The organism is Roseicyclus amphidinii (genome assembly GCF_030163755.1).
Taxonomy (GTDB): domain Bacteria; phylum Pseudomonadota; class Alphaproteobacteria; order Rhodobacterales; family Rhodobacteraceae; genus Roseicyclus; species Roseicyclus amphidinii.
The window spans coordinates 36641-61364 of sequence record NZ_JASJOE010000013.1; the positions used below are offsets into that span (position 1 = coordinate 36641).

Annotated in this window: 20 protein-coding genes; 16 read left to right on the forward strand and 4 right to left on the reverse strand. The window is 70.3% G+C overall.

Annotated elements, in window-relative coordinates; genetic code table 11:
* The first annotated feature begins 6 nt into the window (after positions 1-6).
* Positions 7-1128 (forward strand): type III secretion system export apparatus subunit SctU, encoded by a 1122-nt coding sequence (gene sctU, locus QQK83_RS06535; RefSeq protein WP_284262789.1) that lies wholly within the window; start codon positions 7-9, stop codon positions 1126-1128.
* A 280-nt stretch (positions 1129-1408) separates the two neighbouring features.
* On the opposite strand, the gene QQK83_RS06540 is transcribed toward sctU, so the two are convergent.
* Genes QQK83_RS06540 through QQK83_RS06550 form a run of 3 tightly spaced genes read right to left on the reverse strand, consistent with a single transcriptional unit; the run spans position 1409 to position 4439 of the window.
* Positions 1409-2434 (reverse strand): ABC transporter substrate-binding protein, encoded by a 1026-nt coding sequence (locus QQK83_RS06540; protein ID WP_284262790.1) that lies wholly within the window; start codon positions 2432-2434, stop codon positions 1409-1411.
* A complete protein-coding gene (locus QQK83_RS06545; RefSeq protein WP_284262791.1) occupies positions 2404-3771 on the reverse strand; it encodes a sensor histidine kinase in 1368 nt (455 codons plus the stop codon). The genes QQK83_RS06540 and QQK83_RS06545 overlap by 31 nt, the downstream gene beginning before the upstream one ends.
* Entirely contained in the window at positions 3771-4439 is a 669-nt protein-coding gene (locus tag QQK83_RS06550) for a response regulator transcription factor (protein ID WP_284262792.1), read from the reverse strand. Before QQK83_RS06550 ends, QQK83_RS06545 begins: the two co-directional genes overlap by 1 nt.
* Before the next feature lie 109 nt (positions 4440-4548).
* On the opposite strand from QQK83_RS06550, the gene QQK83_RS06555 reads away from it, so the two are divergent.
* The 6 genes from QQK83_RS06555 to QQK83_RS06580 all read left to right on the forward strand — a co-directional run bounded on the left by QQK83_RS06555 (position 4549) and on the right by QQK83_RS06580 (position 12189).
* Positions 4549-5535 (forward strand): tripartite tricarboxylate transporter substrate binding protein, encoded by a 987-nt coding sequence (locus tag QQK83_RS06555; protein ID WP_284262793.1) that lies wholly within the window; start codon positions 4549-4551, stop codon positions 5533-5535.
* A 156-nt stretch (positions 5536-5691) separates the two neighbouring features.
* On the forward strand, positions 5692-6186 hold the full coding sequence (locus QQK83_RS06560) for a tripartite tricarboxylate transporter TctB family protein (RefSeq protein ID WP_284262794.1): 495 nt from the start codon (positions 5692-5694) through the stop codon (positions 6184-6186).
* Between the two features lie 12 nt (positions 6187-6198).
* Positions 6199-7713, forward strand: coding sequence for a tripartite tricarboxylate transporter permease (locus QQK83_RS06565; RefSeq protein ID WP_284262795.1), 1515 nt, complete (start codon positions 6199-6201; stop codon positions 7711-7713).
* Positions 7703-8914 (forward strand): CaiB/BaiF CoA transferase family protein, encoded by a 1212-nt coding sequence (locus QQK83_RS06570; RefSeq protein WP_284262796.1) that lies wholly within the window; start codon positions 7703-7705, stop codon positions 8912-8914. Before QQK83_RS06565 ends, QQK83_RS06570 begins: the two co-directional genes overlap by 11 nt.
* Positions 8911-9690, forward strand: a complete 780-nt coding sequence (locus tag QQK83_RS06575) for a citryl-CoA lyase (RefSeq protein ID WP_284262797.1) — start codon at positions 8911-8913, stop codon at positions 9688-9690. The genes QQK83_RS06570 and QQK83_RS06575 overlap by 4 nt, the downstream gene beginning before the upstream one ends.
* Before the next feature lie 120 nt (positions 9691-9810).
* Positions 9811-12189, forward strand: a complete 2379-nt coding sequence (locus QQK83_RS06580) for a Tex family protein (RefSeq protein ID WP_284262798.1) — start codon at positions 9811-9813, stop codon at positions 12187-12189.
* A gap of 38 nt (positions 12190-12227) precedes the next feature.
* Here QQK83_RS06580 and QQK83_RS06585 read toward each other — a convergent pair whose 3' ends face one another.
* Complete coding sequence (locus QQK83_RS06585; protein WP_284262799.1) at positions 12228-12419, reverse strand: DUF1674 domain-containing protein; 192 nt, start codon at positions 12417-12419, stop codon at positions 12228-12230.
* 68 nt (positions 12420-12487) lie between these two features.
* Here QQK83_RS06585 and QQK83_RS06590 point away from each other — a divergent pair, with 68 nt between their 5' ends.
* From QQK83_RS06590 to QQK83_RS06630, 9 genes are all read left to right on the forward strand, one after another.
* Positions 12488-13738 (forward strand): RsmB/NOP family class I SAM-dependent RNA methyltransferase, encoded by a 1251-nt coding sequence (locus QQK83_RS06590; RefSeq protein WP_284262800.1) that lies wholly within the window; start codon positions 12488-12490, stop codon positions 13736-13738.
* A 60-nt stretch (positions 13739-13798) separates the two neighbouring features.
* Positions 13799-15556: a heparinase II/III family protein gene (locus tag QQK83_RS06595; RefSeq protein ID WP_284262801.1), complete on the forward strand. Its 1758-nt coding sequence runs from the start codon at positions 13799-13801 to the stop codon at positions 15554-15556.
* 15 nt (positions 15557-15571) lie between these two features.
* Complete coding sequence (gene purH, locus QQK83_RS06600; RefSeq protein ID WP_284262802.1) at positions 15572-17155, forward strand: bifunctional phosphoribosylaminoimidazolecarboxamide formyltransferase/IMP cyclohydrolase; 1584 nt, start codon at positions 15572-15574, stop codon at positions 17153-17155.
* 54 nt (positions 17156-17209) lie between these two features.
* Complete coding sequence (gene lspA / locus QQK83_RS06605) at positions 17210-17704, forward strand: signal peptidase II (RefSeq protein ID WP_349816220.1); 495 nt, start codon at positions 17210-17212, stop codon at positions 17702-17704.
* 24 nt (positions 17705-17728) lie between these two features.
* Positions 17729-18265, forward strand: a complete 537-nt coding sequence (locus tag QQK83_RS06610) for a DUF3035 domain-containing protein (RefSeq protein ID WP_284262803.1) — start codon at positions 17729-17731, stop codon at positions 18263-18265.
* A gap of 86 nt (positions 18266-18351) precedes the next feature.
* On the forward strand, positions 18352-19728 hold the full coding sequence (locus QQK83_RS06615; protein WP_284262805.1) for a M16 family metallopeptidase: 1377 nt from the start codon (positions 18352-18354) through the stop codon (positions 19726-19728).
* Positions 19725-21038, forward strand: a complete 1314-nt coding sequence (locus QQK83_RS06620; protein WP_284262807.1) for a M16 family metallopeptidase — start codon at positions 19725-19727, stop codon at positions 21036-21038. The genes QQK83_RS06615 and QQK83_RS06620 overlap by 4 nt, the downstream gene beginning before the upstream one ends.
* Positions 21039-21086: 48 nt before the next feature.
* On the forward strand, positions 21087-22934 hold the full coding sequence (gene mutL / locus QQK83_RS06625) for a DNA mismatch repair endonuclease MutL (protein WP_284262809.1): 1848 nt from the start codon (positions 21087-21089) through the stop codon (positions 22932-22934).
* A gap of 4 nt (positions 22935-22938) precedes the next feature.
* A complete protein-coding gene (locus QQK83_RS06630; RefSeq protein ID WP_284262811.1) occupies positions 22939-24423 on the forward strand; it encodes a DNA recombination protein RmuC in 1485 nt (494 codons plus the stop codon).
* Positions 24424-24724: the final 301 nt, after the last annotated feature.

The following is a 24724-nucleotide window of genomic DNA, read 5'->3' on the forward strand; positions in this document are numbered from 1 at the left end:
GGGCCGATGAGCGGGGAAAAGACCGAACAGCCAACCCCGAAAAAGCAGCGGGACGCCCGGCAGAAAGGCCAGGTGGCCCGCTCGCAGGAGGTGGTGACGACCGTCTCGCTCTTCGGCCTGATCGCGGTGATCATCGCCATGTGGTCGGCGATCTGGGACCGCCTCGTGCTGTTGATCGACCAGATCGCGGGCTTCGCCGCCTCGGATGATCCCATGGCACTGCAGCGCGGGCTGGACGCGACATGGTCTGCCGCGGTCGCCATCCACATGCCGCTTCTGGCGGTGACCATCGCGCTTGGCGTCGCGGCGAATTACGTCCAGGTCGGCAGCCTGTTTTCCTTCGAGGCGATTTCGCCCAAGCTCGAGAAGATCAGCATCATCAAGGGCGCGCAGCGCATCTTCTCGATGAAGCAGCTGGTCGAGATGCTGAAATCGGTCTTCAAGATCCTGTTCCTTTCCATCGCGCTCTATTTCGTGCTGACCTGGTCGACCGGCGCCTTCCTGATGAGCATCACCTGCGGGATGGGCTGCCTGATCGCGGTCACCGTCGACGTGACGCTTCTTCTGCTCGCGGTGACCGCCGTGGTCTTCGTGATCGTGGCGGGGCTCGATTTCGTCTACCAGCGCCACACCCACACCAAGGGCCTGATGATGTCCAAGGACGAGGTGAAGCGGGAATACAAGGAATCCGAAGGCGACCCGATCGTGAAGGGGCAACGCAAGCAGCTGGCCCGCGAACTGGCGATGGGCGAGGTGAAGAAACAGGTGCCCCGCTCCACCGCCGTCGTGGTCAACCCCACCCATATCGCCGTGGCGATCCGATACGAAGAGGGGGTGACGCCCCTGCCGCTCGTGGTGGCGAAGGGCAGGGGCTTCATCGCCGCGGACATCCGCGAAGAGGCCGAGCGCGCGGGCGTGCCCATCTTCCGCAACGTGGCCCTGGCCCGCAATCTCTTTGCTGAGGCGGATGTGGATGATTACGTCCCCGACGACACCTTCGCCGCCATCGCCGAAATCCTCGCCTGGGTGAAGCGCAACCAGGGCAGGCTTTACGCCGGGCCCCTGCCGCATGGCGTGCTGGAGATGGAAAGCGGCGATCACCTGCCCGAAGCGGCACGCCGCCCCTGAGCGACGACCATGTCGGCCGGTGTCGGCAATCATGCCGCGCGGTGCCCACCGCCTGCGGGCAGGCGCGGCCCGAGCGTGGGCCGGGTCGCCCGGCGTCTCTCTCCCCCCGCATCCTGCGCTGCGTGCTGACCAGCAGACCCCGCGAACCCTGTTCCGCCGGAAGAGGGCCAAGCGTTGCCGTCACGCAGACCAGGCGGAGTTTCCCATGCCGCCGCGCGTGGCGCGCGCCCAGGACGGTCATGCCCGCACCCGGCCGCCCACCGCGGCGGCGCGTGCCTGCCTATCGCTGCTCCATCGCGTTTTCCCATTCCTCGAGGAAGGTGCGGCGGTTCAGCGGGTCGAGGTAGACCATCAGCGCAGGCCCCAGCCGGATCGGGCCGAAGCCGGTGAAGGGCGTGTCGCCGCTTTGGCCGAGCGGCGGCAACGGCCAGTCCTCGGGCGCGTCGCGCAGGCCGAGGCGGGCGAGCATGTCGATCAGCCCGCCCGCGGCCTCGACCTGTTGCGCGGTGGCGGGGATGAGTGCCGTGCGCAGCATGACATTGGCGTAATCCTGCATCCGCAGGATCTGCACCCGCCCGCCCGAATCGCGGGCCATCCGCTCGGCGGCGTAGCTGCCCAGCACGTTGTAAGCCAGCGCCAGCCGTCCCTCGGTCACGTCGTCGATCATCTGCCCCGAGCAACAGTAGAGCTGCGGATCGAGGCGGCCCATCACCTCGGACAGCCGCCAATAGGCATCGGTCGACCGCGCCTCCTGCGTGGCGAACAGGTAGCCCAGGCCGCTCTCGCGCACGTCATAGGTGCCGACCGCGCCGCGGAACCGCTCGGGGTGTTCCCGCAAAAGCGCGATCAGCTCCTGCCTTGTGTCGGGCACCGGCAGCCCCGCAAGCCGCTCGGTCGACAGCACGACCACGGCGGGCTCGGCGGTGAAGGCGAAGATCAGGTCGCGCCAGCGCGCCCAGTCGGGCAGCGCCGCGGTGGCCTCCGACCGGTGCGGCCGCGCGAACCCGTCATTGGCCAGCCGGAATTGCAGATCCATCGCCGAGGAAATCGCAAGGTCGAAGGCCGCCCCGCCGCGCAGCGCGCGGTAGAGATCGGCCGACGACACCACCGTGTAGTCGATCGACAGCGCAGGGCGCGCGGCCTGGTAGGCCAGCAGGTAGGGCTCGAACACCTCGAGATCGGCGGTCGACACGATGCGCAGCACCGCGTCGCCCGTGCCGGGGTAAAGGCGGTGATCCTCGACCTCGAAGGCCGCGGCCATCGCGGCCCAGAGCGTCAGGACAACGGCAAGGCAAGCGTGACGCATGTTCCCTGTCCTCCTTCGGCGGTCGCCAGGTGCAAATGGCCGCCATGCGCCTGCAGGACATCCCGCGCGATGGTCAGGCCAAGGCCCGAGCCGACGATGCCCCCGGTGTTGGTCCCGCGGCGGAACCGCTCGGTCAGCGCCTCGACCGGGCCATCGCCCAGCCCCGGCCCCTCGTCGCGCACCGTCAGACGCGCCTCGCGGCCATTCCTTTCGATACGCAGAACCACGGTGGTGTCCTCGGGCGAATACTTGATCGCATTGTCCAGCACGTTCCGCAGCGCGTTGTCGAGCAACACGGCATCGCCCCGGACCATGGCGCGTTCGGCCTCGAGCCGCAGGCGGATGTCCTTCATCGCCGCCGTGGGTTCCAGCGCGGCGACGGTCTGCGCCGCCAGCTCGGCCAGGTCGACCGGGTCGCGCGACAAATCCTCGGCGCGGAAGGCGACGGTGGCGTGGTCCAGCAACTGCCCCGCCGAGCGCGAGCTTTCGTCGACCGCGCGGATGATGCCGCGCAGGCGCTGCTTCTCGGTCTCGTCACGGACGGTGCGCAGCGCGATCTCGGCTTGCGTGCGGACGGTCGCCAAAGGCGTGCGGACGCGATGCGCGGCCTCGGCGATGAAATCCTCGGACCGGCGGATCGACTGACCCAGCCGGTCCATCAACCGGTTGAGCGAGGACATCAGAGGCACCAGCTCGGCCGGGGCCGCGCGGCGCAGCGGGCGCAGGTCGGACGGCCCGCGCCGCGAGACGGCGGCGGCGATCTCGTTCAACGGCCTGAGCGAGGCGCGCGCGGCAAAGGCCGACAGGCCGACCGCCACCACGAAGAACGCCACCGAGAACAGCGCTGCGGTGCGCGACAGCTCGGCCGAGATGCGCGCCACGCCGCTGCGCGTCTGCGCCACGCTGACCGTGACCGGCACCGGGCCGGGGCCGGCCAGCACCAGCCGCGTGAGCGAGGCCATGCGGATCTCCTCGTCGCGGTAGCTGCCCGTGTCGAAGGTGACGGCCCCCGGCGTCAGGGCCGCGGACGGGGGCGGCAGGTCCTCGTAGCCCGTCAGCAGCTCCGCGCCCGCGGTGACCCGGTAGAACACGCGATCCTGCCCGATGGCCCCCAGCATGGAAAAGGCGGAATAGGGCAGTTCCAGCCGCACCTCGCCCTGTTCGCTGCGCAACGTCTCAGCGATGGTGGTGGCCGAGGCGGCCAGCACATTGTCCTGCGTGCGCTCGGCGGCCTGCTGCGCAAGGCTGGTGACCATGCCCCAGCTCAACACCGACAGCAGCGCCGCGACACCGGCCAACAGAAGCGTCAGCCGCCGCCCGATGGACCATGTGTTCATCACGGGCCGCCCGTCTCCATCCGGTAGCCCAGACCGCGCACCGTCTCGATCCGCACCCCCATCCCGTCGATGCGGCGGCGCAGGCGGCCGACATAGACCTCGATGGCGTTCTCGGTGACATCGGCGTCCTGCGCGAAAAGCCGGTCCATCAGCTGCGTCTTGGACAGGATCTGGCCGGGGTGCCGGGCAAAGACCTCGAGCAGGCGCAGCTCGCGGTTGCGCAGCTCGACGGTTCGGCCCGCGTGGCTCAGGGTGCCCGCCAGCGGATCGAACAGCGCCTGACCCAGCGCGACCTGGTTGCGCGCGGCCCCGCCCCGGCGGCGCAGGACGGCCCGGCAGCGCGCCTCCAGCTCGGAGAAGTCGAAGGGCTTGGTGATGTAGTCATCCGCCCCCATGTCCAGCGCGCCGACCCGGTCGCTGACCTGCGAGCGCGCGGTCAGCATGATCACCGGCGTTTCCAGATGCGCGCGGCTGCGCGCCAGGAAATCGCGCCCGTCGCCGTCGGGCAGCATCACGTCGAGCAGGATCAGGTCATAACCCGCCGTGGCCAGCCACTCCTCGGCCTCGGACAGGCTGGCGGCGTGATCGACGGCATGGCCGTCCAGCGCGAGGCGACCGAGGATCGCATCCGCCAGTTCCCGATTATCTTCTACAAGAAGATAGCGCACCCTTGCCCCGTCCCCCGCCCGACGTCCGTGTCAGGACCATGTCAGCTTCCTGTGGTGGAAGGAAACCATGGGCGGCGGAGGACCGCCTGTCAAATGGGAGGATGACCACATGAACACCCTTGGGTGGACCCGCCGCGCGATGATCGCCGCGGCAACCGCAACCCTGGCCTTCTCGGGCATGGCAAAGGCCGATGGCCATCAGATGATGGACAGCGTCCACTTCCTGATCCCCGGCGGCGCCGGTGGCGGCTGGGACGGCACCGCGCGCGGCACCGGCGAGGCGCTGACCAACGCGGGCCTTGTCGGCAACGCGACCTACGAGAACATGTCGGGCGGCGGCGGCGGTGTCGCCATCGCGCACCTGATCGAGAACGCGGCCTCCAGCCACGGCACGCTGATGGTGAACTCCACCCCCATCGTGATCCGCGCGCTGACCGGCGAGATCGCCCAGAGCTTCCGTGACCTGACGCTGATCGCGGGCACCGTGGGCGATTACGCGGCCCTCGTCGTGACCACCGACAGCCCGATCCAGTCGATGGAAGACGCGCTGGCGATGTATCGTGAGGACGGCATGGGCTTCGCCATCGGCGGCGGCTCGGTTCCGGGCGGCATGGACCACCTCGTCGCCGCCATCGTGATGCAGGCCGCGGGCGAAGACCCGACCGCCTTCAACTACATCGGCTACGACGCGGGCGGCGAGGCGATGGCGGGCCTTCTGTCGGGCGAGATCGACGCGCTCTCGACCGGCTTCTCCGAAGCGGTGGCACTGGCCGAGCAGGGCGAGGTCCGCATCCTCGGCGTGACCGCGCCCGAGCGCGTTGCGGCCTATGCCGACGCGCCCACCTTCGCCGAGCAGGGGATCGACGCGCAATTCGTGAACTGGCGCGGCTTCTTCGGCGCGCCGGGCATGCCGGAAGAGCAGGTCGCAGCCTACCAGGAGATGCTGGGCGCGATGCTGGAAACCCCGGAATGGGAAGCCGTGCGCGGGCGCATGGGCCTTGTGAACATCTTCCGCCCCGGCGACGAGTTCGAGGCTTTCCTCGAGGCGCAGGAGCAGCAGATCGGCGACCTGATGCGCGAACTGGGCTTCCTCTGAAGCCATGACCAGCCCTGTCCGCCCGCGCGGCGGACGGGGCGACATCCGGGGCCGCCCGCCCGCCAAGGCTTGCGGCGGCCCCGTCTTCACCAACACTGTCTTCACAAACACCGTCTTCACCGACCCCACGAAGCCCGCAACCGGGAGGGACGCCCGATGGCTCTCGATCGCTGGATCGCGCTGGCCTTCATCGCGCTGTGCTGCGTGTATGGCTATGCCGCCTTCTTCACCATGGATGACAGCCTGCCGCCGATCCTGCGGCGCAACCCGATCTGGCCCTCGACCTTTCCCAAGATGCTCACCATCGCGGGCATCGTCGTGGGGATGATCGTTCTGTTCTCGCCCAAGCCCGCCGCCGATGCGGACAAGGCCAAGGCCGACGGCGTGATCGACCTGTCGCGGCTGGGCGATTACCACGTCGGACAGGCGCTGGCGCTGATCGGGCTGATGGTCGCCTATGCCTTCGCGCTCCGGCCGGTCGGATTTCTGAGTTCGACCGTCCTGTTCCTCGTGCTCGGCGCGGTGATCCTCGGCGAGCGCAAGCTGCACATCCTGATCCCGGTCGCAGGCATCGCCGCCGGGTCGATCTGGTACCTGGTGCAGGAGGTGCTGGGCATCTTCCTGCGCCCCTGGCCCACCTTCCTGGTCTGAGGAGACACCGAGATGATCGAGGGACTTCTGATCGGGCTGGCCGCCGCCGTCACGCCCTTCAACCTGATGATGGTGGTCTTCGGCTGCGTCATCGGCACGCTGATCGGCATGTTGCCGGGCCTCGGGCCGATGTCGATCATCGCCATCATGATCCCGGTCGCCATTGGCCTCGGCGACCCCACCGCCGCGCTGATCCTGCTGTCGGGTGTCTATTACGGGGCGATTTTCGGCGGCTCGACCTCTTCCATCCTGCTGAACGCGCCGGGGGTCGCGGGGACGGTCGCCACCAGTTTCGACGGCTACCCGATGGCGCGAAAGGGGCAGGCCGGCAAGGCGCTGACCATCGCCGCCATCGCCAGCTTCGCGGGCGGCACCATCGGCGCGATCCTGTTGATGATCTTCGCGCCCGCGCTCTCGACGGTCGCGCTTCTGTTCCACTCGGCCGAATATTTCGCGCTGATGGTCGTGGGCCTCTCGGCCATCGCGGCCTTCGCGGGGACGGGGCAGGTCGGCAAGGCGCTGATGATGACGATCCTCGGCCTGATGATGGGCACCGTGGGCGAGGGCGCACTGTCGAACATGCCGCGCTTCACCTTCGGCATCATGGAGCTGCAATCGGGCTTTTCCTTCATCACGCTGGCCATGGCGATGTTCGCCCTGCCCGAGGCGCTGTTCCTCGTGATGAACCCGGCACGCGCCGCGCAGGGCGAAGGCGGCAAGATCACCGGCCTGCGCATCTCGCGCAGCGAGGCCAAGGCCATCGCGCCCGTGATCGGGCGGCAATCGCTGCAAGGCTTCTTCATCGGCGTCCTGCCGGGGGCCGGGGCGACCATCGCCTCCTTCCTCGGCTACGCCGTCGAGCGCAACATCGCCAAGGGCAAGGAGCAGGAGGAATTCGGCAAGGGCTCGATCAAGGGCCTTGCCGCGCCCGAGACGGCGAACAACGCCGCCTGCACCGGCTCTTTCGTGCCGCTCCTGACGCTGGGCATCCCCGGCTCGGGGACCACGGCGATCCTGCTCGGCGCGCTGATCGCGCTGAACGTGACGCCGGGGCCGCGGCTGATGACGGACGAGCCGGACGTGTTCTGGGCGGTCATCATCTCGATGTATATCGGCAACCTCGTCCTGCTGATCCTGAACCTGCCGCTGATCCCCTACATTGCGAAGATCCTGACGATCCCGCGGACCTTCCTGATCCCCTTCATCCTGTTCTTCACGCTGATGGGCAGCTACATCGGGCAGAACAACTCGACCGAGTTGCTGATCCTCGTGGGCTTCGGAGTGGTGGCGACCCTGCTGCGCTTTGCCGATTATCCGCTTGCCCCGCTGCTGATCGGGTTCATCCTGGGCACCATGCTGGAAGACAATTTCGCCCGCGCCATGCAGCTTTACCAAGGCGTCGGCTTCATCCTCGAACGCCCGATGACGCTGGCGCTTCTGGTGCTGGCGGCGCTGCTGGTGCTCTTGCCGAGCTACCGGGCACGGCGGGCGCGCAAACGGGCCGAAGGGGTCGCCGATGGCGACTGACGCGGGGCCGCCCGCACCCCTTGCCGGGGTGCGGGTTCTCGATCTGACGAACGTGCTGGCGGGGCCCTTCGCCTGCCACCAGCTTGCGCATCTCGGGGCCGAGGTGATCAAGGTCGAGGCCGTGGGCCGCGGCGATCTGGCCCGCAACCTCGGGGCCGACCCGGACCTCTCGGCGCGCGGCATGGGCATCAGCTTCCTCGCCCAGAACGCCGGGAAAAGGTCGCTCACGCTGAACCTGAAAGACCTGCGCGGGAAAGAGGCGCTGAGGCGGCTCACCGCCCGCGCCGACGTGCTGGTCGAGAACTTCCGCCCCGGCGTGATGGACCGGCTCGGCCTTGGTTGCGAGGCGCTCAGGGCCGCGAACCCGCGGCTGATCTACTGCGCGATCTCGGGCTTTGGCCAAGGCGGGCCATGGGCCGACAGGCCCGCCTATGACCAGATCGTGCAGGGCGCCTCGGGCGTCATGTCGATCACCGGCGACGCGGAAAGCGCGCCCCTGCGCGTGGGCTACCCGCTGGCCGACACGGTGGGCGGGCTGACCGCGGCGATGGCGATCTCGGCGGCGCTGAACGCGAGCCCGCGGGGGGCCTTCATCGACGTCTCCATGCTCGAGGCGGTGCTGGCGACGATGGGCTGGGTGGTGTCGAACCACCTGATCGGCGGTGTCGCGCCCGTACCCAACGGCAACGAGAACCCGACCAGCGCCCCCTCGGGCACCTTCCAATGCGCCGACGCGCCGATCAACATTGCCGCCAACAAGGATGAGCAATGGCTGGCGCTCGCCCGTCACCTTGGCCGCGACGACCTGCTCTCCGACCCGCGCTTCGCCACGCGCGAGGACCGCAAGGCCAACCGCCACGCGCTGCGCGCCGAGCTGGAGACGGTGCTGACGGCGCGCCCCGCGCGAGACTGGGCCACCGAGCTGAACGCCCTCGGCGTGCCCGCGGGCGAGGTGCTGGGCGTGCCCGAGGTGCTGGCCCACCCGCAGGTGACGGGCCGCGATTTCCTCGCGCGGTTCGAGGATGTGCCGGGCGTGGGGCGGCCCATCGACCTTGTCCGCATCGGCGCGATGATCGACGGGCAGCGCCCTTCGGTCGCGGCCCCGCCACCCGCATTGGGACAGGACAGCGCGGACATCCTGTCCGACCTCGGCTACAGCGCGGCCGAAATAGAAACCCTGCGCGCGGAGGGCGTGATTTGAGCGACGGACGCGATGTGGCCGACTGGTGGCGCACCAGGATCATCGACATGGAACCGGGCCGCATCCACCTGCGCGGCCGCCCCGTGCAGGAGCTGATCGGGACCACGGGTTTCGCCCAGATGATCTGGCTCATGGTCATGGGCGAAGAGATCACCGGCCCCCGCGCCGCCCTGTTCGAGGCCGCGCTGGTGGCCGCCGTCGATCACGGGCCGCAGGCCCCCTCGATCGCCGCCGCGCGGATGGCGGCGACCTGCGGCGTCGGTCTGCAATCGGCGATGGCCACGGGTCTCAACATGCTGGGCGATGTCCACGGCGGCGCGGGCGAGCAGGCGGTCGAGCTCTATCGCGCTGTGGAACGCGCAGGCCCCGAGGGACTGGCCGATGCGCTCGACGCGTGGCGGGCGGAGCATGGCCGCTTCCTCCCCGGCTTCGGCCACAGGTTCCACAAGCCCGTCGATCCGCGCAGCCCGCGCCTTCTGGCGCTGGTCGACGAGGCGGCCAAGGCCGGGGCCGTCTCGGGTGCCTATGCCGGGATCAGCCGCGCCATCGAGCGGCACCTCGCCGAGGAACGCGGCAAGCCCGTGCCGATGAACATCGACGGCGCGACCGCCGTGATCTACGCGGAACTCGGCTGCCCGCCGCCCTTGGCGCGCGGCTTTTTCGGCCTGTCGCGCTCGGTGGGGCTTCTGGCCCATGCCTGGGAACAGACCGAACAGGGCGGCCGCAACAAGGGGCCGACCCCGCCGGGCTACCGCTGGACCTATGACGGCGCGTGACGGCGGGGCGGCCTGCGGCGGCAGGACCGCCGGGCGGCCCCGTGCAGTGCAACGCGGGCATTGGCGCGGGGCCTCGCGGCGGGTAAGACACGCCTCCGAGCCTTGCAGGAGACGTGCCCAGTGACCGCCACCGATGATCGCATACATTCCCGGATCGCCACCGAGATCGGGGCCTCCGCCCGGCAGGTGGCCGCGGCCGCGGGGCTGCTGGACGAGGGCGCGACCGTGCCCTTCGTCGCCCGCTACCGCAAGGAGGCGACCGGCGGTCTCGACGACACGCAGCTGCGCACCCTGTCCGACCGGCTCGCCTACCTGCGCGAGATGGAAGCGCGGCGCGACACGATCCTCGGCTCGATCCGCGAGCAGGGCAAGCTGACCGACGATCTGGCCCGCGCGATCCTGTCCGCCGACACCAAGGCCGCGCTCGAGGACATCTACCTTCCCTACAAGCCCAAGCGCCGCACCAAGGCGATGATCGCCCGCGAGAACGGCCTGCAGCCGCTGCTCGAGGCGATCCGCGCCGACCGTGCGGCCGTGCCGGAGGCGCTGGCCGAAGCTTATGTCACCGAGGCCGTGCCGGGCGTGAAGGAGGCCTTGGCGGGCGCGCGCGACATCCTCGTCGAAGAGCTGTCCGAGACCGCGTCGCTCCTTGGGGCGTTGCGCGACTTCATGCGCCGCGAGGCGGTCATCACCGCCCGCGTCATGCCCGGCAAGGAAGAGGCGGGCGCGAAATTCTCGGATTACTTCGACCACCGCGAGGCGTGGGAGGCGATCCCGGCCCACCGGGCGCTGGCGATCCTGCGCGCCGCCAAGGAAGAGGTCGTCACCATCGACATCGCCCCCGGCCCCGACGCCGAGACCGGGCCGCCGCGGGCCATCGGCATCATCGCCGCCGAGATCGGCATCGCGGGCGACGGCCCCGGCGACCGCTGGCTCAGGCAGGCCGCGGCATGGGCGTGGCAGGTGAAACTGTCGATGACGATGTATGTCGACCTGATGGGCGAGTTGCGCGCCCGCGCCCACGAGGCCGCCATCGGCGTCTTCGCGCGCAACCTGCGCGACCTGCTGCTGGCGGCACCCGCGGGCGCGAAGGTGACGCTGGGCCTCGATCCCGGCATCCGGACCGGTGTGAAGGCCGCGGTGGTGGATGCGACCGGCAAGCTTCTGGACACCGACACGCTGTATCCGTTCCAGCCGAAGAACGACGTGGCGGGCGCATCGGCCGCGCTGCTGTCGCTGATCCGGCGGCACGGCGTCGCCCTGATCGCCATCGGCAACGGCACCGCCAGCCGCGAGACGGAACGCTTCGTCGCCGATGCCCTGCGCGCCCTGCCCGGCGACGGGCCGAAGCCGGTGAAGGTCGTGGTCTCCGAGGCCGGGGCCTCGGTCTACTCCGCCTCGGAACTGGCCGCGAGGGAGTTTCCCGCCCTCGACGTCAGCCTGCGCGGGGCCGTCTCCATCGCGCGGCGCCTGCAGGATCCGCTGGCGGAGCTGGTGAAGATCGAGCCGAAATCCATCGGCGTGGGCCAGTATCAGCACGACGTCGACCAGCGCCGTCTGGCGCAGGCGCTCGAGGGCGTGGTCGAGGACGCGGTGAACGCGGTGGGCGTGGACCTCAACACCGCCTCCGCGCCGCTTCTGGCGCATGTCTCGGGCCTCGGCGCGCGGCTGGCCGAGGCGGTGGTCGCGCACCGCGACGCCCACGGGGCCTTTGCCACCCGCGAGGCGCTTCTGAAGGTGCCGGGCCTCGGGCCGCGGGCCTTCGAACAGGCGGCGGGCTTCCTGCGCATCCGCGACGGGGCCGAGCCGCTCGACGCCTCCTCGGTCCACCCCGAGGCCTACGGGCTGGCCCGCCGCATCGTCGCCGCCTGCGGGCGCGACCTGCGCGCGATCATGGGCAATGCCGCCGCGCTGAACGGGCTTGCGCCCGAGGATTTCGTCGATGACCGCTTCGGCCTGCCCACGGTGCGCGACATCCTGTCGGAACTCGAGAAACCCGGCCGCGACCCGCGCCCGAGCTTCCGCACCGCCTCTTTCGCCGACGGGGTCGAGGAGATCCGCGACCTGAAACCCGGTATGCTTCTGGAAGGCACGGTGACCAATGTCGCGGCCTTCGGCGCCTTCGTCGACATCGGGGTCCACCAGGACGGGCTGGTGCATGTGAGCCAGCTGGCCGACCGGTTCGTCAAGGACCCGCACGAGGTCGTCAAGGCGGGCGACGTGGTCAAGGTCCGCGTGGTCGAGGTCGACATCCCGCGCAAGCGGATCGGCCTGACGATGCGCAAGCACGCCCCGGCGGAGCAGGGCGCGGGCAAGCCGGACCGCGGCAACGGTCAGGGCAAGGGCGCTGGCAAGGGGTCGGGCGGACCGGGCAAGGGCGCAGGCAAGGGACAGGGCGGCAATCCCCGCGGCGCGGGCGCGCCCAGGGGCAAGACTGCCGCCGAGGGGCAAAGCGCGCTGGGTGCGGCGCTGTTGTCGGCGATGAAGGACCGGCGCTGAAGGGGGCGGTGCCCCCCGGTGCCTCCCCCGGTGCCGCGCTAGAAGTCGATGGCGATGCCCTTCTTCTCCCAATCGCCGTAGCGCACGGGTTCGGGGCCCTTGCGGCCGCCCAGTTCGGTCGGCAGCTCCATCTCCGTCGCGGCCTTGCGGCGCGCCTCGGCCTCGGCCAGCGCGCGCTGGGCCGCGGGGGGCAGGTGCGAGATGTCGCGGGGGTCAGACTGATCGCTCATCGCGGTTATCCTTGTCGCCGTGTGCCTCGTGATATACGCGGCAAGGCTTCGGGAACAAGGGTTCGGACATGGCGCTGGAGGCACGCAAGGCCGCATTGAGGGCACTGGACTGGGTGCTGCGCGAAAAGCGCATGCTCGCCCATCTGCCCGCCGACACGCGGCTTGCGCCCGGCGATGCGGCGCGCGCGGCGCGGCTGGCCTCGCTCGTGTTGCGCAACCTCGAGCCGCTGGATGCCTGCCTCGCCCCCTATCTCGACCGCAAGCCGCCGCTGCCCGCGCTGCTGATCCTGCGGCTGGCCGCCGCCGAGCTGCTGATCGCGGGCGAGGACGCCCATGGCGTCGTCGACAGCGCGGTGACGCTGACCAAGCGCGGCAAGAAGACCGCCCGGATGGGCGGCATGGTCAATGCCGTGTTGCGCAAGGTGGCCGCCGAGGGGCCGGAGCGCATCGCCCACGCCCCGCCGCAGCGCCTGCCGGGCTGGATCGCCGGGCCGGTCAAGAAACGTTGGGGCGCGGAGGTGCTGCGCGCGATCGAGGCGGCGCATGTCGCGCTGCCGCCCCTCGACCTGACGGTGAAACCGGGCGCGACCGTCGATATCCCCGAGGCCACGCGCCTGCCCACCGGCAGCCTGCGGATGCCGCCCGGCACGCAGGTCACCGCGCTGCCGGGCTATGCCGAGGGCGCGCTCTGGGTGCAGGACGCCGCCGCGGCGCTGCCCGTGCGGCTTCTGGGCGAGGTCCGGGGAAGCCGCGTCCTCGACCTCTGCGCCGCGCCGGGCGGCAAGACGATGCAACTGGCGGCCCTTGGCGCGCAGGTCACGGCGCTGGACCTGTCCGAGCCGCGCATGGGCCGCGTGCGCGAGAACCTTGCCCGCACCGGCCTGTCGGCCGATCTGGTCACCGCCGACGCGCTGGACCACGCCGCCGACCCCTATGACGCGATCCTGCTGGATGCGCCCTGCACCGCCTCGGGCACGATCCGCCGCCACCCCGACCTGCCCCACGTCAAGGCATGGACCGAGGTCGAGCCGCTGACGCGGCTGCAGATGCGGCTGATCGACCACGCGCTGAGCTTGCTCAAGCCCGGCGGCACGCTGGTCTATTGCACCTGTTCGCTCTTGCCCGTCGAAGGCGAGTTCCAGGTCACCGCCGCGCTGAAGCGGCACGAGGGCCTCAGCGTCATTCCCACCGATGCCGCGGCGCTGGGCGGCGACGATGCATGGCACAGCCCCGAGGGCGGCCTGCGCCTGCGCCCCGATCTCTGGCCGGATCTCGGCGGGATCGACGGGTTTTACATGGCCGCGCTCACCCGCCCGTGACAGCGCGCGGAGCCGCGCGTATCCTGCCCCCAAAGACACCGGATCGAGCAGAAGCCCCCAATGGCCGACCCCGCAGAGCCTGACGCCCCAGCCCCGCCCAGCGCGGGCGACGTGCGCCTGTCCGACCGCTGGGCGGTCTGGCGCGCGGGGCTGTCCGCGCCGCGGGTGCGCGGCTTCACCTGGCAGCCGGAACCGAGCTTCACGGGCTCCGAGGCGCGGGGGCGGCAATTGATGGCCGGCAACCTCGTGCTTGGCGGGCGGCTGGTCGAGGCGCAGGGCCGCCTGCCCTGGGATCTCGCGCCGCCGAACGGGGCCTTTCTCGAGGCGTTGCACGGGTTCGACTGGCTCGACGATCTCGCCGCCGTGCCCGGCGGGGCCGGGCGCAAGACGGCGCAGACCTGGCTGTCGGGCTGGTTGAGCCGATACGCCACCGGGCGCGGCCCCGGCTGGACGCCCGACCTGACCGGGCGGCGGCAGATGCGGCTGATCACCCATGTGCTGTTCCTGATGAACGGCCAGACCCCGGAGGAGCGCCGCCGCTTCTTCGCCATCCTCGGACGGCAGGGCGGCGTGTTGCAGGCGCGCTGGCGTCACACCCGCCGCGGGTTGCCGCGGTTCGAGGCGCTGACCGGGCTGGTCTATTCCGCCTGCGCGCTGACCGGGCTGGAGACGCTTCTGCGCCCCGCGCTGACGGCGCTTGCGCAGGAATGCGCCGACGGGATCGACGCGAGCGGCGGCATCGCCTCGCGCAATCCCGAGGAGCTGCTCGAGGTCTTCAACCTGCTGACCTGGGTCGCCGCGATCCTGCGGCAGATCGGCAAGCCGCCCGACCCCGCCATCGACACCGCGATCCTGCGCATCGCGCCCACGCTGCGCAGCCTGCGCCACGCCGACGGGACGCTGGTGCGGATGCATGGCGGCCGACAGGGCGCGCCGGGCCGGCTGGACGCGGCACTTGCGCGCTCCAACGTGCGGCCCTCGCGCGTGAAGGGGCTGGCGATGGGCTATGCGCGCCTTGGCGGGCGGCGCGTGTCGCTGATCGTGGATGCCGCCCCGCCGATGCTGGGGCCGGGCAGCTTCGATGCCCATGCCTCGACGCTGGCCTTCGAACTGGTCTCGGGCCGCCAGCCCGTGATCGTCTCGGCGGGCTCGGGGCGGCGTTTCGGGGCGGGTTGGCGGCGCGCGGGGCGGGCCACGGCCAGCCATTCCACCCTGTCGCTGATGGGCTATGCCAGCGCGCGGCTGGCGCGCGGCGGCGACCGCGAGATGCCCGAGAAACAGGATTTCGTGCAGGGCCCCGCCACCGTCGAGGTGCAGCAGGCCGAGATGAAGACGGCCGAGGGCCTTGCCCTTTCCCATGACGGCTGGCGCAAGACGCACGGGCTTGTCCACCTGCGCTCGCTCCAGCTGGACCGCGACGGCAGCCTTCTGCGCGGCGAGGACGGGCTGGCCGCGATGACCGAGGCCGACCGCGCCACGCTCGACCGCGTGCTGGCGCGCCTGCCCGCCGACACCGGGCTGCGCTACGCGGTGCGCTTTCACCTGCACCCCGACGCCAGCGCCGAGATCGACATGGGCGGCACCGCCGTGTCGATCCAGCTTCCGGGGCGCGAGACCTGGGTCTTTCGCTACGGCGGCGACGCGACGCTGACGCTGGAACCCTCGGTCTATCTCGACGGCGGGCGGCTGAAGCCGCGCGCGACAAAACAGATCGTTCTCACCGGTCACCTGACCGGGTATGGCAGCGCCGTGAGCTGGACGCTCGCGCGGCCCGTGGGCCTTCTGGCCGCGCCCGGCGCGGATGAGCAAGACGACTGAAAAGGACATCTCCCCATGACCACCGTGCCCCTGCGCCGCGCGCTGATTTCCGTGTCCGACAAGACCGGGCTGATCGAGTTTGCCACCGCGCTCGATGCCGCGGGGGTCGAACTGCTGTCGACCGGCGGCACCGCCAAGGCGCTCCGCGATGCGGGGCTTGCGGTGCGGGACGTGGCCGAGGTGACGGGCTTTCCCGAGATGATGGACGGCCGCGTCAAGACGCTGCACCCGATGGTGCATGGCGGGCTTCTGGCGCTGCGCGACAATGCCGAGCATCTCGCGGCGATGGAGGCGCACGGGATCGGCGCGATCGATCTTCTGGTCGTGAACCTCTATCCGTTCGAGGCCACCGTCGCCGCGGGTGCCGACTATGACACCTGCATCGAGAACATCGACATCGGCGGCCCCGCGATGATCCGCGCCGCGGCCAAGAACCACGCCTTTGTCGGCGTGGTGGTCGATACCGAGGATTACGCCGATGTGCTGGCCGAACTGGCCGCGCAGGGTGGCACCACGCTGCCCTTCCGCCAGCGTCTTGCGCGCACCGCCTATGCGCGGACGGCGGCCTATGACGCGGCTGTTTCCAGCTGGATGGCGGGTGCCCATGGCGACGCCACGCCCCGCCGCCGCGCCTTTGCCGGGACGCTGAAACAGACGATGCGCTACGGCGAGAACCCGCACCAGGCGGCGGCCTTCTACACCGATGGCTCGAACCGCCCCGGCGTGGCGACAGCGGTGCAGCACCAGGGCAAGGAACTCAGCTACAACAACATCAACGACACCGACGCGGCCTTCGAGCTGGTGGCGGAATTCGCGCCCGCGGACGGCCCCGCCGTTGCGATCATCAAGCACGCCAACCCCAGCGGCGTGGCCCGCGGCGCGACGCTGGCCGAGGCCTATCAGAAAGCCTTCGACTGCGACCGCACCAGCGCGTTTGGCGGCATCGTGGCGCTGAACGGCACGCTCGACGGGGCGACGGCGGAGGAGATCGTCAAGATCTTCACCGAGGTCGTCATCGCGCCAGACGCCGATGAAGATGCCAAGGCGATCTTCGCCGCGAAAAAGAACCTGCGGCTGCTGACCACCGGCGCGTTGCCCGACCCGCGCGCCGCCGTGACCGCCTGGAAACAGGTCGCGGGTGGCCTGCTGGTGCAGGACAAGGACACCGGTTTCGTGGCCGAGGCCGACCTGAAGGTCGTGACCAGGCGCGCGCCCACGGCTTCCGAGATGGCCGACCTGCGCTTTGCCTGGACGGTGGCCAAGCATGTGAAGTCGAACGCCATCGTCTACGTCAAGGACGGCGCGACCGTGGGCGTCGGCGCGGGCCAGATGAGCCGCGTGGACAGCTCGACCATCGCCGCGCTCAAGGCGGGGCGCATGGGCGCGGAGCTGGGCCTGCCCGAGACGCCTGCCCGCGGCTCGGTCGTGGCGTCGGATGCGTTCTTCCCCTTCGCCGATGGCCTGATGGCCGCAGCCGAGGCGGGGGCGACGGCGATCATCCAGCCCGGCGGCTCGATGCGCGACGAGGAGGTCATCGCGGCGGCCGACGCGGCGGGGCTTGCGATGGTGTTCACGGGGATGCGCCACTTCCGCCACTAGGCACGCGCTGGCGTTCCGGCGCGCGATGGCCTATCCCGCGGGCAAAATCATACCATGGAAGCCGCCATGCGCCTTGTCCTGATGTCCGCCGCGATCTGGTTCGCCCTCGACCAGGGGTCGAAATACGCCGTGGTTCACGCCATGGGCCTGATCGAGCGCGGCGTGATCGAGGTGTTTCCGCCGCTCCTGACCTTCAAGATGGGTTGGAACACCGGCATCAACTTCGGCCTGTTCTCGGGCGGCCCCGAGCAGACGCGCTGGATCCTGATCGCCATCGCCGTGGCGATCATCGCGTGGCTGATCTGGTGGGCGCGCAACGGGCTGACGCGGCCCATCGCGCTGCTGTCGGCGGGGGCCATCGTGGGCGGCGCGCTGGGCAACACGCTGGACCGGCTGCTGTACGGGGCGGTGGCGGATTTCCTGAACATGTCGTGCTGCGGCATCACCAACCCCTTCGCCTTCAACGTGGCCGATATCGGCATCTTCCTCGGCGCCTTCGGGTTGCTGATCTTCGCCAATGACAGCAAGATGCCCCGTGACGACGCCTGAGTTTTGCGATAGCACGGGGCAAGGATGACGAAGGACCGCCGGATGCCGCGCCTGATGAAGACACTGACGCTCGGGGCCATGCTTGTCGCGCTGGCTGCCTGCGGCGGGTCGGGCGACCCGAACCTGATGAACCTGCGCAACACCGAATCCGGGCCGGACGAATTCTCGGTCCTGCCGACCCAACCGATCGAGATGCCGCAGGATCTTGCGTCGCTGCCGACGCCCACGCCCGGCGGCGTGAACCGCACCGATCCCGACCCCGAGGGCGACGCGGTGCGCGCGCTGGGCGGTGACCCCGTGCGCGCCGCGCGCGCGTCTGGCGACGTGATCTCCTACGCGTCGCGCTTCGGCGTGGCGCAGGACATCCGCGGCACGCTGGCCTCCGAGGATCTCGACTATCGTCGCCGCAACGACGGCCGGCTGCTCGAGCGGGTGTTCAACGTGAACGTCTATTACCGCGCCTATCGCCCGATGGCGCTGGACCGCTACGCCGAGCTTGAGCGGATGCGCCGCGCGGGTGTGCGCACCCCCGCCGCCCCGCCGCAAGAACTGTACGAGTGACCGCTCACAGCCGCGTCAACGCCGGTTGATGCGGGCTGCGCGGGGCACATATCTCAATCGAAATTCACGCAATCCGGAGGATGCACATGCTGCGTCGCCTTGCGCTGGCCCTTGGGCTGACACTGCCCGCCTTCATGGCCCCCCTTGCGGCACAGGCCGCGGGCGAGGTGGCCGAGTTCATGCTCGACAACGGCATGCAGGTGATCGTGATCGAGGATCACCGCACTCCTGCCGTGACCCACATGGTCTGGTATCGCACCGGCGCCGCCGACGAGCCGCCCGGCCAGTCGGGCATCGCGCATTTCGTGGAACACCTGATGTTCAAGGCCACCGATGACCTGGCGTCGGGCGAGTTCTCGGACATCGTCGAGGCGAATGGCGGATCGGGCAACGCCTTCACCAGCCTTGATTACACCGGCTATTTCCAGCGCGTCGCCGCCGACCGCCTCGGCCTGATGATGCAGATGGAGGCCGACCGGATGCGCGACCTCGTCTTCGACCCCGAGGAAGTGGCGACCGAGCGCAGTGTCATCATCGAGGAGCGCGCGCAGCGCACCGACAGCTCGCCCGGCGGCCTGTTCAACGAACAGATGGCCGCGGCGCTTTACCTCAACCATCCCTACGGCATCCCGATCATCGGCTGGCGTCACGAGATGGAGGGGCTGACGCTGGAAGACGCACGCGCCTTCTACGACACCTGGTATCACCCCAACAACGCGATCCTGATCGTCGCGGGCGACGTCACCCCCGAAGAGGTGCTGGCGCTGGCCGAACAGCATTACGGGCCCATCCCGGCCTCGGACAGCCTGCCGCCGCGCCTGCGCCCGACCGAGCCGCCGCATATCGCCGACCGCCGCGTGATCTTCGAGGACGAGCGCGTCGCAACGCCCTACGTGGCAATCCGCATGCTCGCCCCCGTGCGCGAGCCGGGCGACCAGGCCGAGGCGGCGGCGCTGGTCTATCTTGCCGAGCTTCTGGGCGGCAGCGGGCAGACCTCGCTCATGGCGCGCAGGCTCCAGATCGAGGAGGAGCGGTCGCTCTTCGCCGGTGCCTTCTACGATTCGACCAGCGTCGATCCCTCGAGCTTTTCGCTGGTCAACGCGCCCGTGCCCGGCGTCACCCTGGAAGAGGCCGAGGCAGACCTGTGGCGCATGGTCGAGACCTTCCTCGAGGAAGGCATCGACCCCGAGCATTTCGCCCGCATCCAGTTCCAGCTCGAGGCCTCCGAGATCTACGAGGAAGACAACACCCAGGGCCTTGCCCGCGCCTGGGGGGTGGAGCTGACCGCCGGCCTTAGCGTGGCGGATATCGAGGCCTGGACCGAGGTTCTGGCCGCGGTCACGCCCGAGGACGTGATGGCGGCCGCGCAGCGGCTCTTCGACGATCCCGCGACGGTCACGGGCTACCTGATGCGCCCGCCGGCAACGGACACCGAAACGGACACCACGGAGGTGAGCCAATGATCGCCCGCATCGCCGCGACGCTGCTTGCCTGCGTCCTCGCCCTTCCGGCTTCGGCCACCATCGAGATCGAGGAAGTCACCTCGCCCGGCGGCATCGACGCCTGGCTGGTCGAAGACCCCTCGATCCCCTTCGTCGCGCTGGAATTCTGGTTCGTGGGCGGCAGCGCGCTGGACCCGGCCGAGAACCGCGGCGCGACCTACCTGATGACCGGCCTTCTGGAAGAAGGGGCCGCCGACATGGACGCGCAGGGCTTTGCCGCCGCGGTCGAGGGGCTGGCCGCGAGCTTCGAGTTCGACAGCTACCGCGACGCGGTCGTCGTCTCGGCGCAGATGCTGACCCAGAACCGCGACGAGGCCGCGGCCCTTCTGCGCGCCGCCCTGACCGAGCCGCGCTTCGACGAGGCCGCGCTCGAACGGGTGCGCGCGCAGGTCGTCTCGATCATCGAGGGCAACGCCCGCGACCCCGGCGAGATCGCCAGCAGCACCTTCAACGCGATGGCCTACGGCGACCACCCCTATGGCGCGCCGCAGGAGGGCACGCTCGAGACCGTGGCCGCGCTGACGCGCGACGACATCCTCGCCGCCCATCGTGCCGCGCTGACCCGCGGGCGCGTGGTCGTGGGGGCCGCGGGCGACATCACCCCCGAGCAGCTGGGGCAGTTGATCGACGGCATCCTCGGCGCGCTGCCCGCCGAGGCGCCCCCGCGCCCCGGTCCGGCCGGGTTCGCGCTGGACGGCGGCACCACGGTGGTGGATTTCCCGAGCCCGCAATCGGTCGCCTTTTTCGGACATTCCGGCATCGCGCGCGACGATCCCGATTTCTTCCCCGCCTTCGTGCTGAACGAGGTGCTGGGCGGCGGCGGCTTCCGCTCGCGCCTGATGGAGGAGGTCCGCGTCGAACGCGGCCTGACCTACGGGATCGGCACCTCGCTGTCGCTGGCCGACCTGTCGCCCACGCTGCTGGGGCAGTTCTCGTCCTCGAACGCTCTGGTGGGTGAGGCCATCGAGGTGGTGCGCGGCCAATGGGCCGAGATCGCCGCCAACGGCATCACCCAAGACGAGCTGGACGCCGCGGTGCGCTACATGACCGGCGCCTATCCGCTGCGCTTCGACGGCAACGGGCGGATCGCAGGCATCCTTGCCGCGATGCAGTCAGACGGAATGCCGGTCGATTACATCGAGAACCGCAACGATTACGTCAGCGCCGTGACGCTGGAGGACGTGAACCGCGTCGCCGCGCGCCTGTTGCGGCCCGAGGCGCTGCATTTCGTCGTGGTCGGCCAGCCCGAGGGGTTATCCCCCGGAAACTGACCGCGCGGGGATTGGACCGGTGGGCGGGGACATGCTAGGTTTTGCGGCATGTCCCTTGATGACCCCAACATGAGCCGCCCTGTCATCCGGCAACTGGATGATGCCGCGATCAACCGCATCGCCGCGGGCGAGGTGGTCGAGCGCCCCGCCTCGGCGGTGAAAGAGCTGGTCGAGAACGCGCTGGACGCCGGCGCGCGCCGCGTGCTGGTCGAGGTCGCCCATGGCGGCAAGAGCCTGATCCGGGTCACCGATGACGGCTGCGGGATGGGGGCGGAGGACCTGCCGCTGGCACTGTCGCGGCATGCCACGTCCAAGATCGACGGCAGCGACCTGTTGAACATCCAGAGCTTCGGCTTCCGGGGCGAGGCGCTGCCCTCGCTTGGTGCTGTGGGCCGGTTGAAGATCGTCAGCCGCGTTCAGGGCGGCGAAGCGCACGAGATCCGCGTGACGGGCGGCGAGATGTCGGCGGTTCGGCCCGCGGCCCTGAGCCGTGGCACCGTGGTGGAGCTGCGCGACCTGTTCTACGCCACGCCCGCGCGGTTGAAGTTCATGCGCAGCGACCGCGCCGAGATGCAGGCGATCACGGACGTGGTGAAACGGCTGGCCATGGCCGAGCCGGGCGTGGGCTTTACCCTCAAGGACCTGACCGAGGGCGAGCGCATCGCGCTGCGCGCGGACCCCGAGACGGGCGACCTGTTCGACGCCTTGGCGGGCCGTCTGCGCGGGTTGATCGGGCGCGAGTTCGTGGAAAACGCGCTGAGGATCGAGGCCGAGCGCGAGGGGCTGCGCCTGACCGGCTATGCCGCGCTGCCGACCTATTCGCGCGGTGCCGCCGTCGCGCAGTTCTTCTTCGTCAACGGCCGCCCCGTGCGCGACAGGCAACTCTACGGCGCGCTGCGCGCGGGCTACATGGACGTGCTGGCGCGCGACCGCCACCCGGCGGTGGCGCTGTTCCTCGATTGCCCGCCCAGCCTCGTGGACGTGAATGTCCATCCCGCGAAATCCGAAGTGCGCTTCCGCGATCCGGGGCTGGCGCGGACGATTGTCGTCTCGACGCTGCGCGATGCGCTGGCGCGGGGGGGGCACCGCGCCTCCTCGACCGTGGGCGCGGCGACGCTGGGGGCGTTCCGGGCAGAGCCCGCCGCACCCGCCACGCCAGACGGGCGGCCCCGCGTCTACCAGATGGACCGCCCCTCGCAGGCGAGCCTGACCCGCGCCCGCGACTGGCAGGCCCCCGGCGTGGCCGAGGCCGCGCCGCTGTGGGAGGCGCAGACGCCATCGGCCCGCGTGGAGCCCGAAGCCGCGCCCGAGGCCGTCACCCGCCCGCTGGGGGCTGCGCGCGCGCAGATCCACGAGAATTACATCGTGGCGCAGACCGAGACGGGGATGATCCTGGTCGATGCCCATGCCGCCCATGAGCGGCTGGTCTACGAGCGTCTGAAGCGGCAGATGGACGAAAACGGCATCGCCCGGCAGGCGCTGCTGATCCCCGAGATCGTGAGCCTTGGCGATGACGCCGAGCGGCTGCTGGAGCATGCGGAAGACCTCGCCGCGCTCGGCCTTGTCATCGAGGGGTTCGGCCCCGGTTCCGTCGCCGTGCGCGAGGTGCCCGCGCTGCTGGGCACGGTGGCCGCCGAGCCGCTGCTGCGCGACATGCTGGACGAGATCGACGAGCTGGGCCGGTCGGACGGTTTGCGCGCCCGGCTGGACGCGGTCCTCAGCCGCATCGCCTGTCACGGGTCGGTGCGCACGGGCCGCCGCATGAGCGCCGAGGAGATGAACGCCCTGCTGCGCGAGATGGAGGCGACGCCGAAATCGGGCCAGTGCAACCACGGGCGGCCCACCTGGGTCTCGCTGTCGCTGAGCGACATCGAACGCCTGTTCGGGCGGAGCTGACGCGATGGAGAACGCACCGCTTTTCGTGATGCTCGACCGGTTCGCGGCCAGCCTTCGCGCAGGCTCGCCCTTCGGCCCCTCGGTCGATCCGCTCCCCGCCTATCTGGTGCTGGCGCTGATCCTCTCAGCCGTGCTGGCCATCGTGCTCATCCTGCGCGGCGCGACGCTGCGGCAGGCGCGGCGCGAGCTTGCCGGGGCCGAGGCGCTGCGCCGACAGGTCGCCGTGATGGAGGCCCGCGCCGAGCGCCTGCCGCAGGTGGAACAGGCGCTGTCCGAGGCGCGCGATGAACGCGACGACCTGCTCGGCGCGCTGAACCAGGCCGAGGCGCGGCTGGAGACGGTGGAGCGGACCCACGCCGCCCGGCTGGAGGAGCTGCGCGGGCTGAACGAGGCGCTGCAGGGCCGCTTCAAGACGCTGGCGAACGAGGTGCTGGAGGGCAATTCCAAGGCCTTTCTCGACCGCGTGACCGAACGTTTCGCCACCCATTCCGAGACCGCCAAGGCCGAACTCGAGGCCCGGCAGAAGGCCATCGACGGCATGGTCAAGCCGCTGAACGAGAAGCTGGGGGCCTTCGACACGATCCTGCGCGAGATGGAGAAGCACCGCACCGACGCCTATGGCGCGATCCGCGAGCAGGTGGAGCAGCTGCGGCTGGGCCAGTCGCAGCTGTCGGGCGAGACGCGGAAACTGGTGCAGGCGCTGCGCGCGCCCAAGACCCGCGGGCGCTGGGGCGAGATGCAGCTGCGGCAGGTCTTCGAATTGAGCGGCATGGCCGAGCACGTCGATTTCGAGACCGAGACCAGCCACCGCACCGAGGACGGGTTGCAGCGCCCCGACGCCATCGTGCGGATGCCGGGCGGCCGGTCGCTGGTGATCGACGCCAAGACCTCGCTCGACGGGTATCTGGATGCGCTGGAGGCCGAGACGCCTGAAGCGCGCGAGGGGGCGATCACGCGCCACGCGCGGCAGGTCTCGGACCATGTGCGGATGCTGTCCTCGAAGCGGTATCACGACCTTCTGGCGGATACGCCGGATTTCGTGGTCATGTTCATCCCCGGCGACGTGTTCCTGTCGGCCGCCGTCGAAAGCGACCCGCGGCTTCTGGAACGCGCGATGGAGGCCCGCGTGGTCATCGCCACCCCTTCGACGCTGATCGCGCTTCTTCGGACCATCGCCTTCGGCTGGCAACAGGAGGCGGTGGCGGAAAACGCCGTGGCGATCCACCGCGAGGCGAAGGAGCTGTATGGGCGGCTGGCGACCTTCGCGGGGAACCTGCAGAAGGTGGGCACGGCGCTGAACCGGTCGGTTGACAGCTACAACCGCGCGATGGGCTCGCTCGAGGCCCGCGTGCTGCCCTCGGCCCGCAAGCTCGAGGCGATGCAGGTGGTGCAATCGCCCGCCGAGGAGTTGCAGGACGCCCCAAGGGTCGAGGCGGTGCCGCGCAGCCTGACGGCGGCAGAGCTGATCGGGCAGGACGACGAGGGCTGACAGGCGCGCAGGCCGACGCGCATCGCGTCGGGATGGAGCGGCAGTCTGGGGTGGCTCTGGCTGGGGATGCCGTGATCTTGTGGCGGCAATCCGGACAACAGGATGAGCGGCGCCGCTCGAAAGCGGTCTGTCGGCCCGGTGGTTCCCCACCGGGTGTTGCGCAGTTCCCTCCGATCCGTCCTTGGCCCTTTGGGGGCTGTCTTGGGCCGGATCGGCGACCGTTCCCGTTTGCGGCAGGGGGTGGGGCCCCCGCCATGCCATGGCAAGCGAGGGGTATAGACCGGCGGGGTTAAGAAAGCGT

Coding starts and splice junctions, on each gene's coding strand:
- sctU (WP_284262789.1), top strand. CDS start 7: ATGAGCGGGGAAAAGACCGAACAGCCAACCCCGAAAAAGCAGCGGGAC.
- QQK83_RS06540 (WP_284262790.1), bottom strand. CDS start 2,434: ATGCGTCACGCTTGCCTTGCCGTTGTCCTGACGCTCTGGGCCGCGATG.
- QQK83_RS06545 (WP_284262791.1), bottom strand. CDS start 3,771: ATGAACACATGGTCCATCGGGCGGCGGCTGACGCTTCTGTTGGCCGGT.
- QQK83_RS06555 (WP_284262793.1), top strand. CDS start 4,549: ATGAACACCCTTGGGTGGACCCGCCGCGCGATGATCGCCGCGGCAACC.
- QQK83_RS06560 (WP_284262794.1), top strand. CDS start 5,692: ATGGCTCTCGATCGCTGGATCGCGCTGGCCTTCATCGCGCTGTGCTGC.
- QQK83_RS06565 (WP_284262795.1), top strand. CDS start 6,199: ATGATCGAGGGACTTCTGATCGGGCTGGCCGCCGCCGTCACGCCCTTC.
- QQK83_RS06570 (WP_284262796.1), top strand. CDS start 7,703: ATGGCGACTGACGCGGGGCCGCCCGCACCCCTTGCCGGGGTGCGGGTT.
- QQK83_RS06585 (WP_284262799.1), bottom strand. CDS start 12,419: ATGAGCGATCAGTCTGACCCCCGCGACATCTCGCACCTGCCCCCCGCG.
- QQK83_RS06590 (WP_284262800.1), top strand. CDS start 12,488: ATGGCGCTGGAGGCACGCAAGGCCGCATTGAGGGCACTGGACTGGGTG.
- QQK83_RS06595 (WP_284262801.1), top strand. CDS start 13,799: ATGGCCGACCCCGCAGAGCCTGACGCCCCAGCCCCGCCCAGCGCGGGC.
- purH (WP_284262802.1), top strand. CDS start 15,572: ATGACCACCGTGCCCCTGCGCCGCGCGCTGATTTCCGTGTCCGACAAG.
- lspA (WP_349816220.1), top strand. CDS start 17,210: ATGGAAGCCGCCATGCGCCTTGTCCTGATGTCCGCCGCGATCTGGTTC.
- QQK83_RS06610 (WP_284262803.1), top strand. CDS start 17,729: ATGACGAAGGACCGCCGGATGCCGCGCCTGATGAAGACACTGACGCTC.
- QQK83_RS06615 (WP_284262805.1), top strand. CDS start 18,352: ATGCTGCGTCGCCTTGCGCTGGCCCTTGGGCTGACACTGCCCGCCTTC.
- QQK83_RS06620 (WP_284262807.1), top strand. CDS start 19,725: ATGATCGCCCGCATCGCCGCGACGCTGCTTGCCTGCGTCCTCGCCCTT.
- mutL (WP_284262809.1), top strand. CDS start 21,087: ATGTCCCTTGATGACCCCAACATGAGCCGCCCTGTCATCCGGCAACTG.
- QQK83_RS06630 (WP_284262811.1), top strand. CDS start 22,939: ATGGAGAACGCACCGCTTTTCGTGATGCTCGACCGGTTCGCGGCCAGC.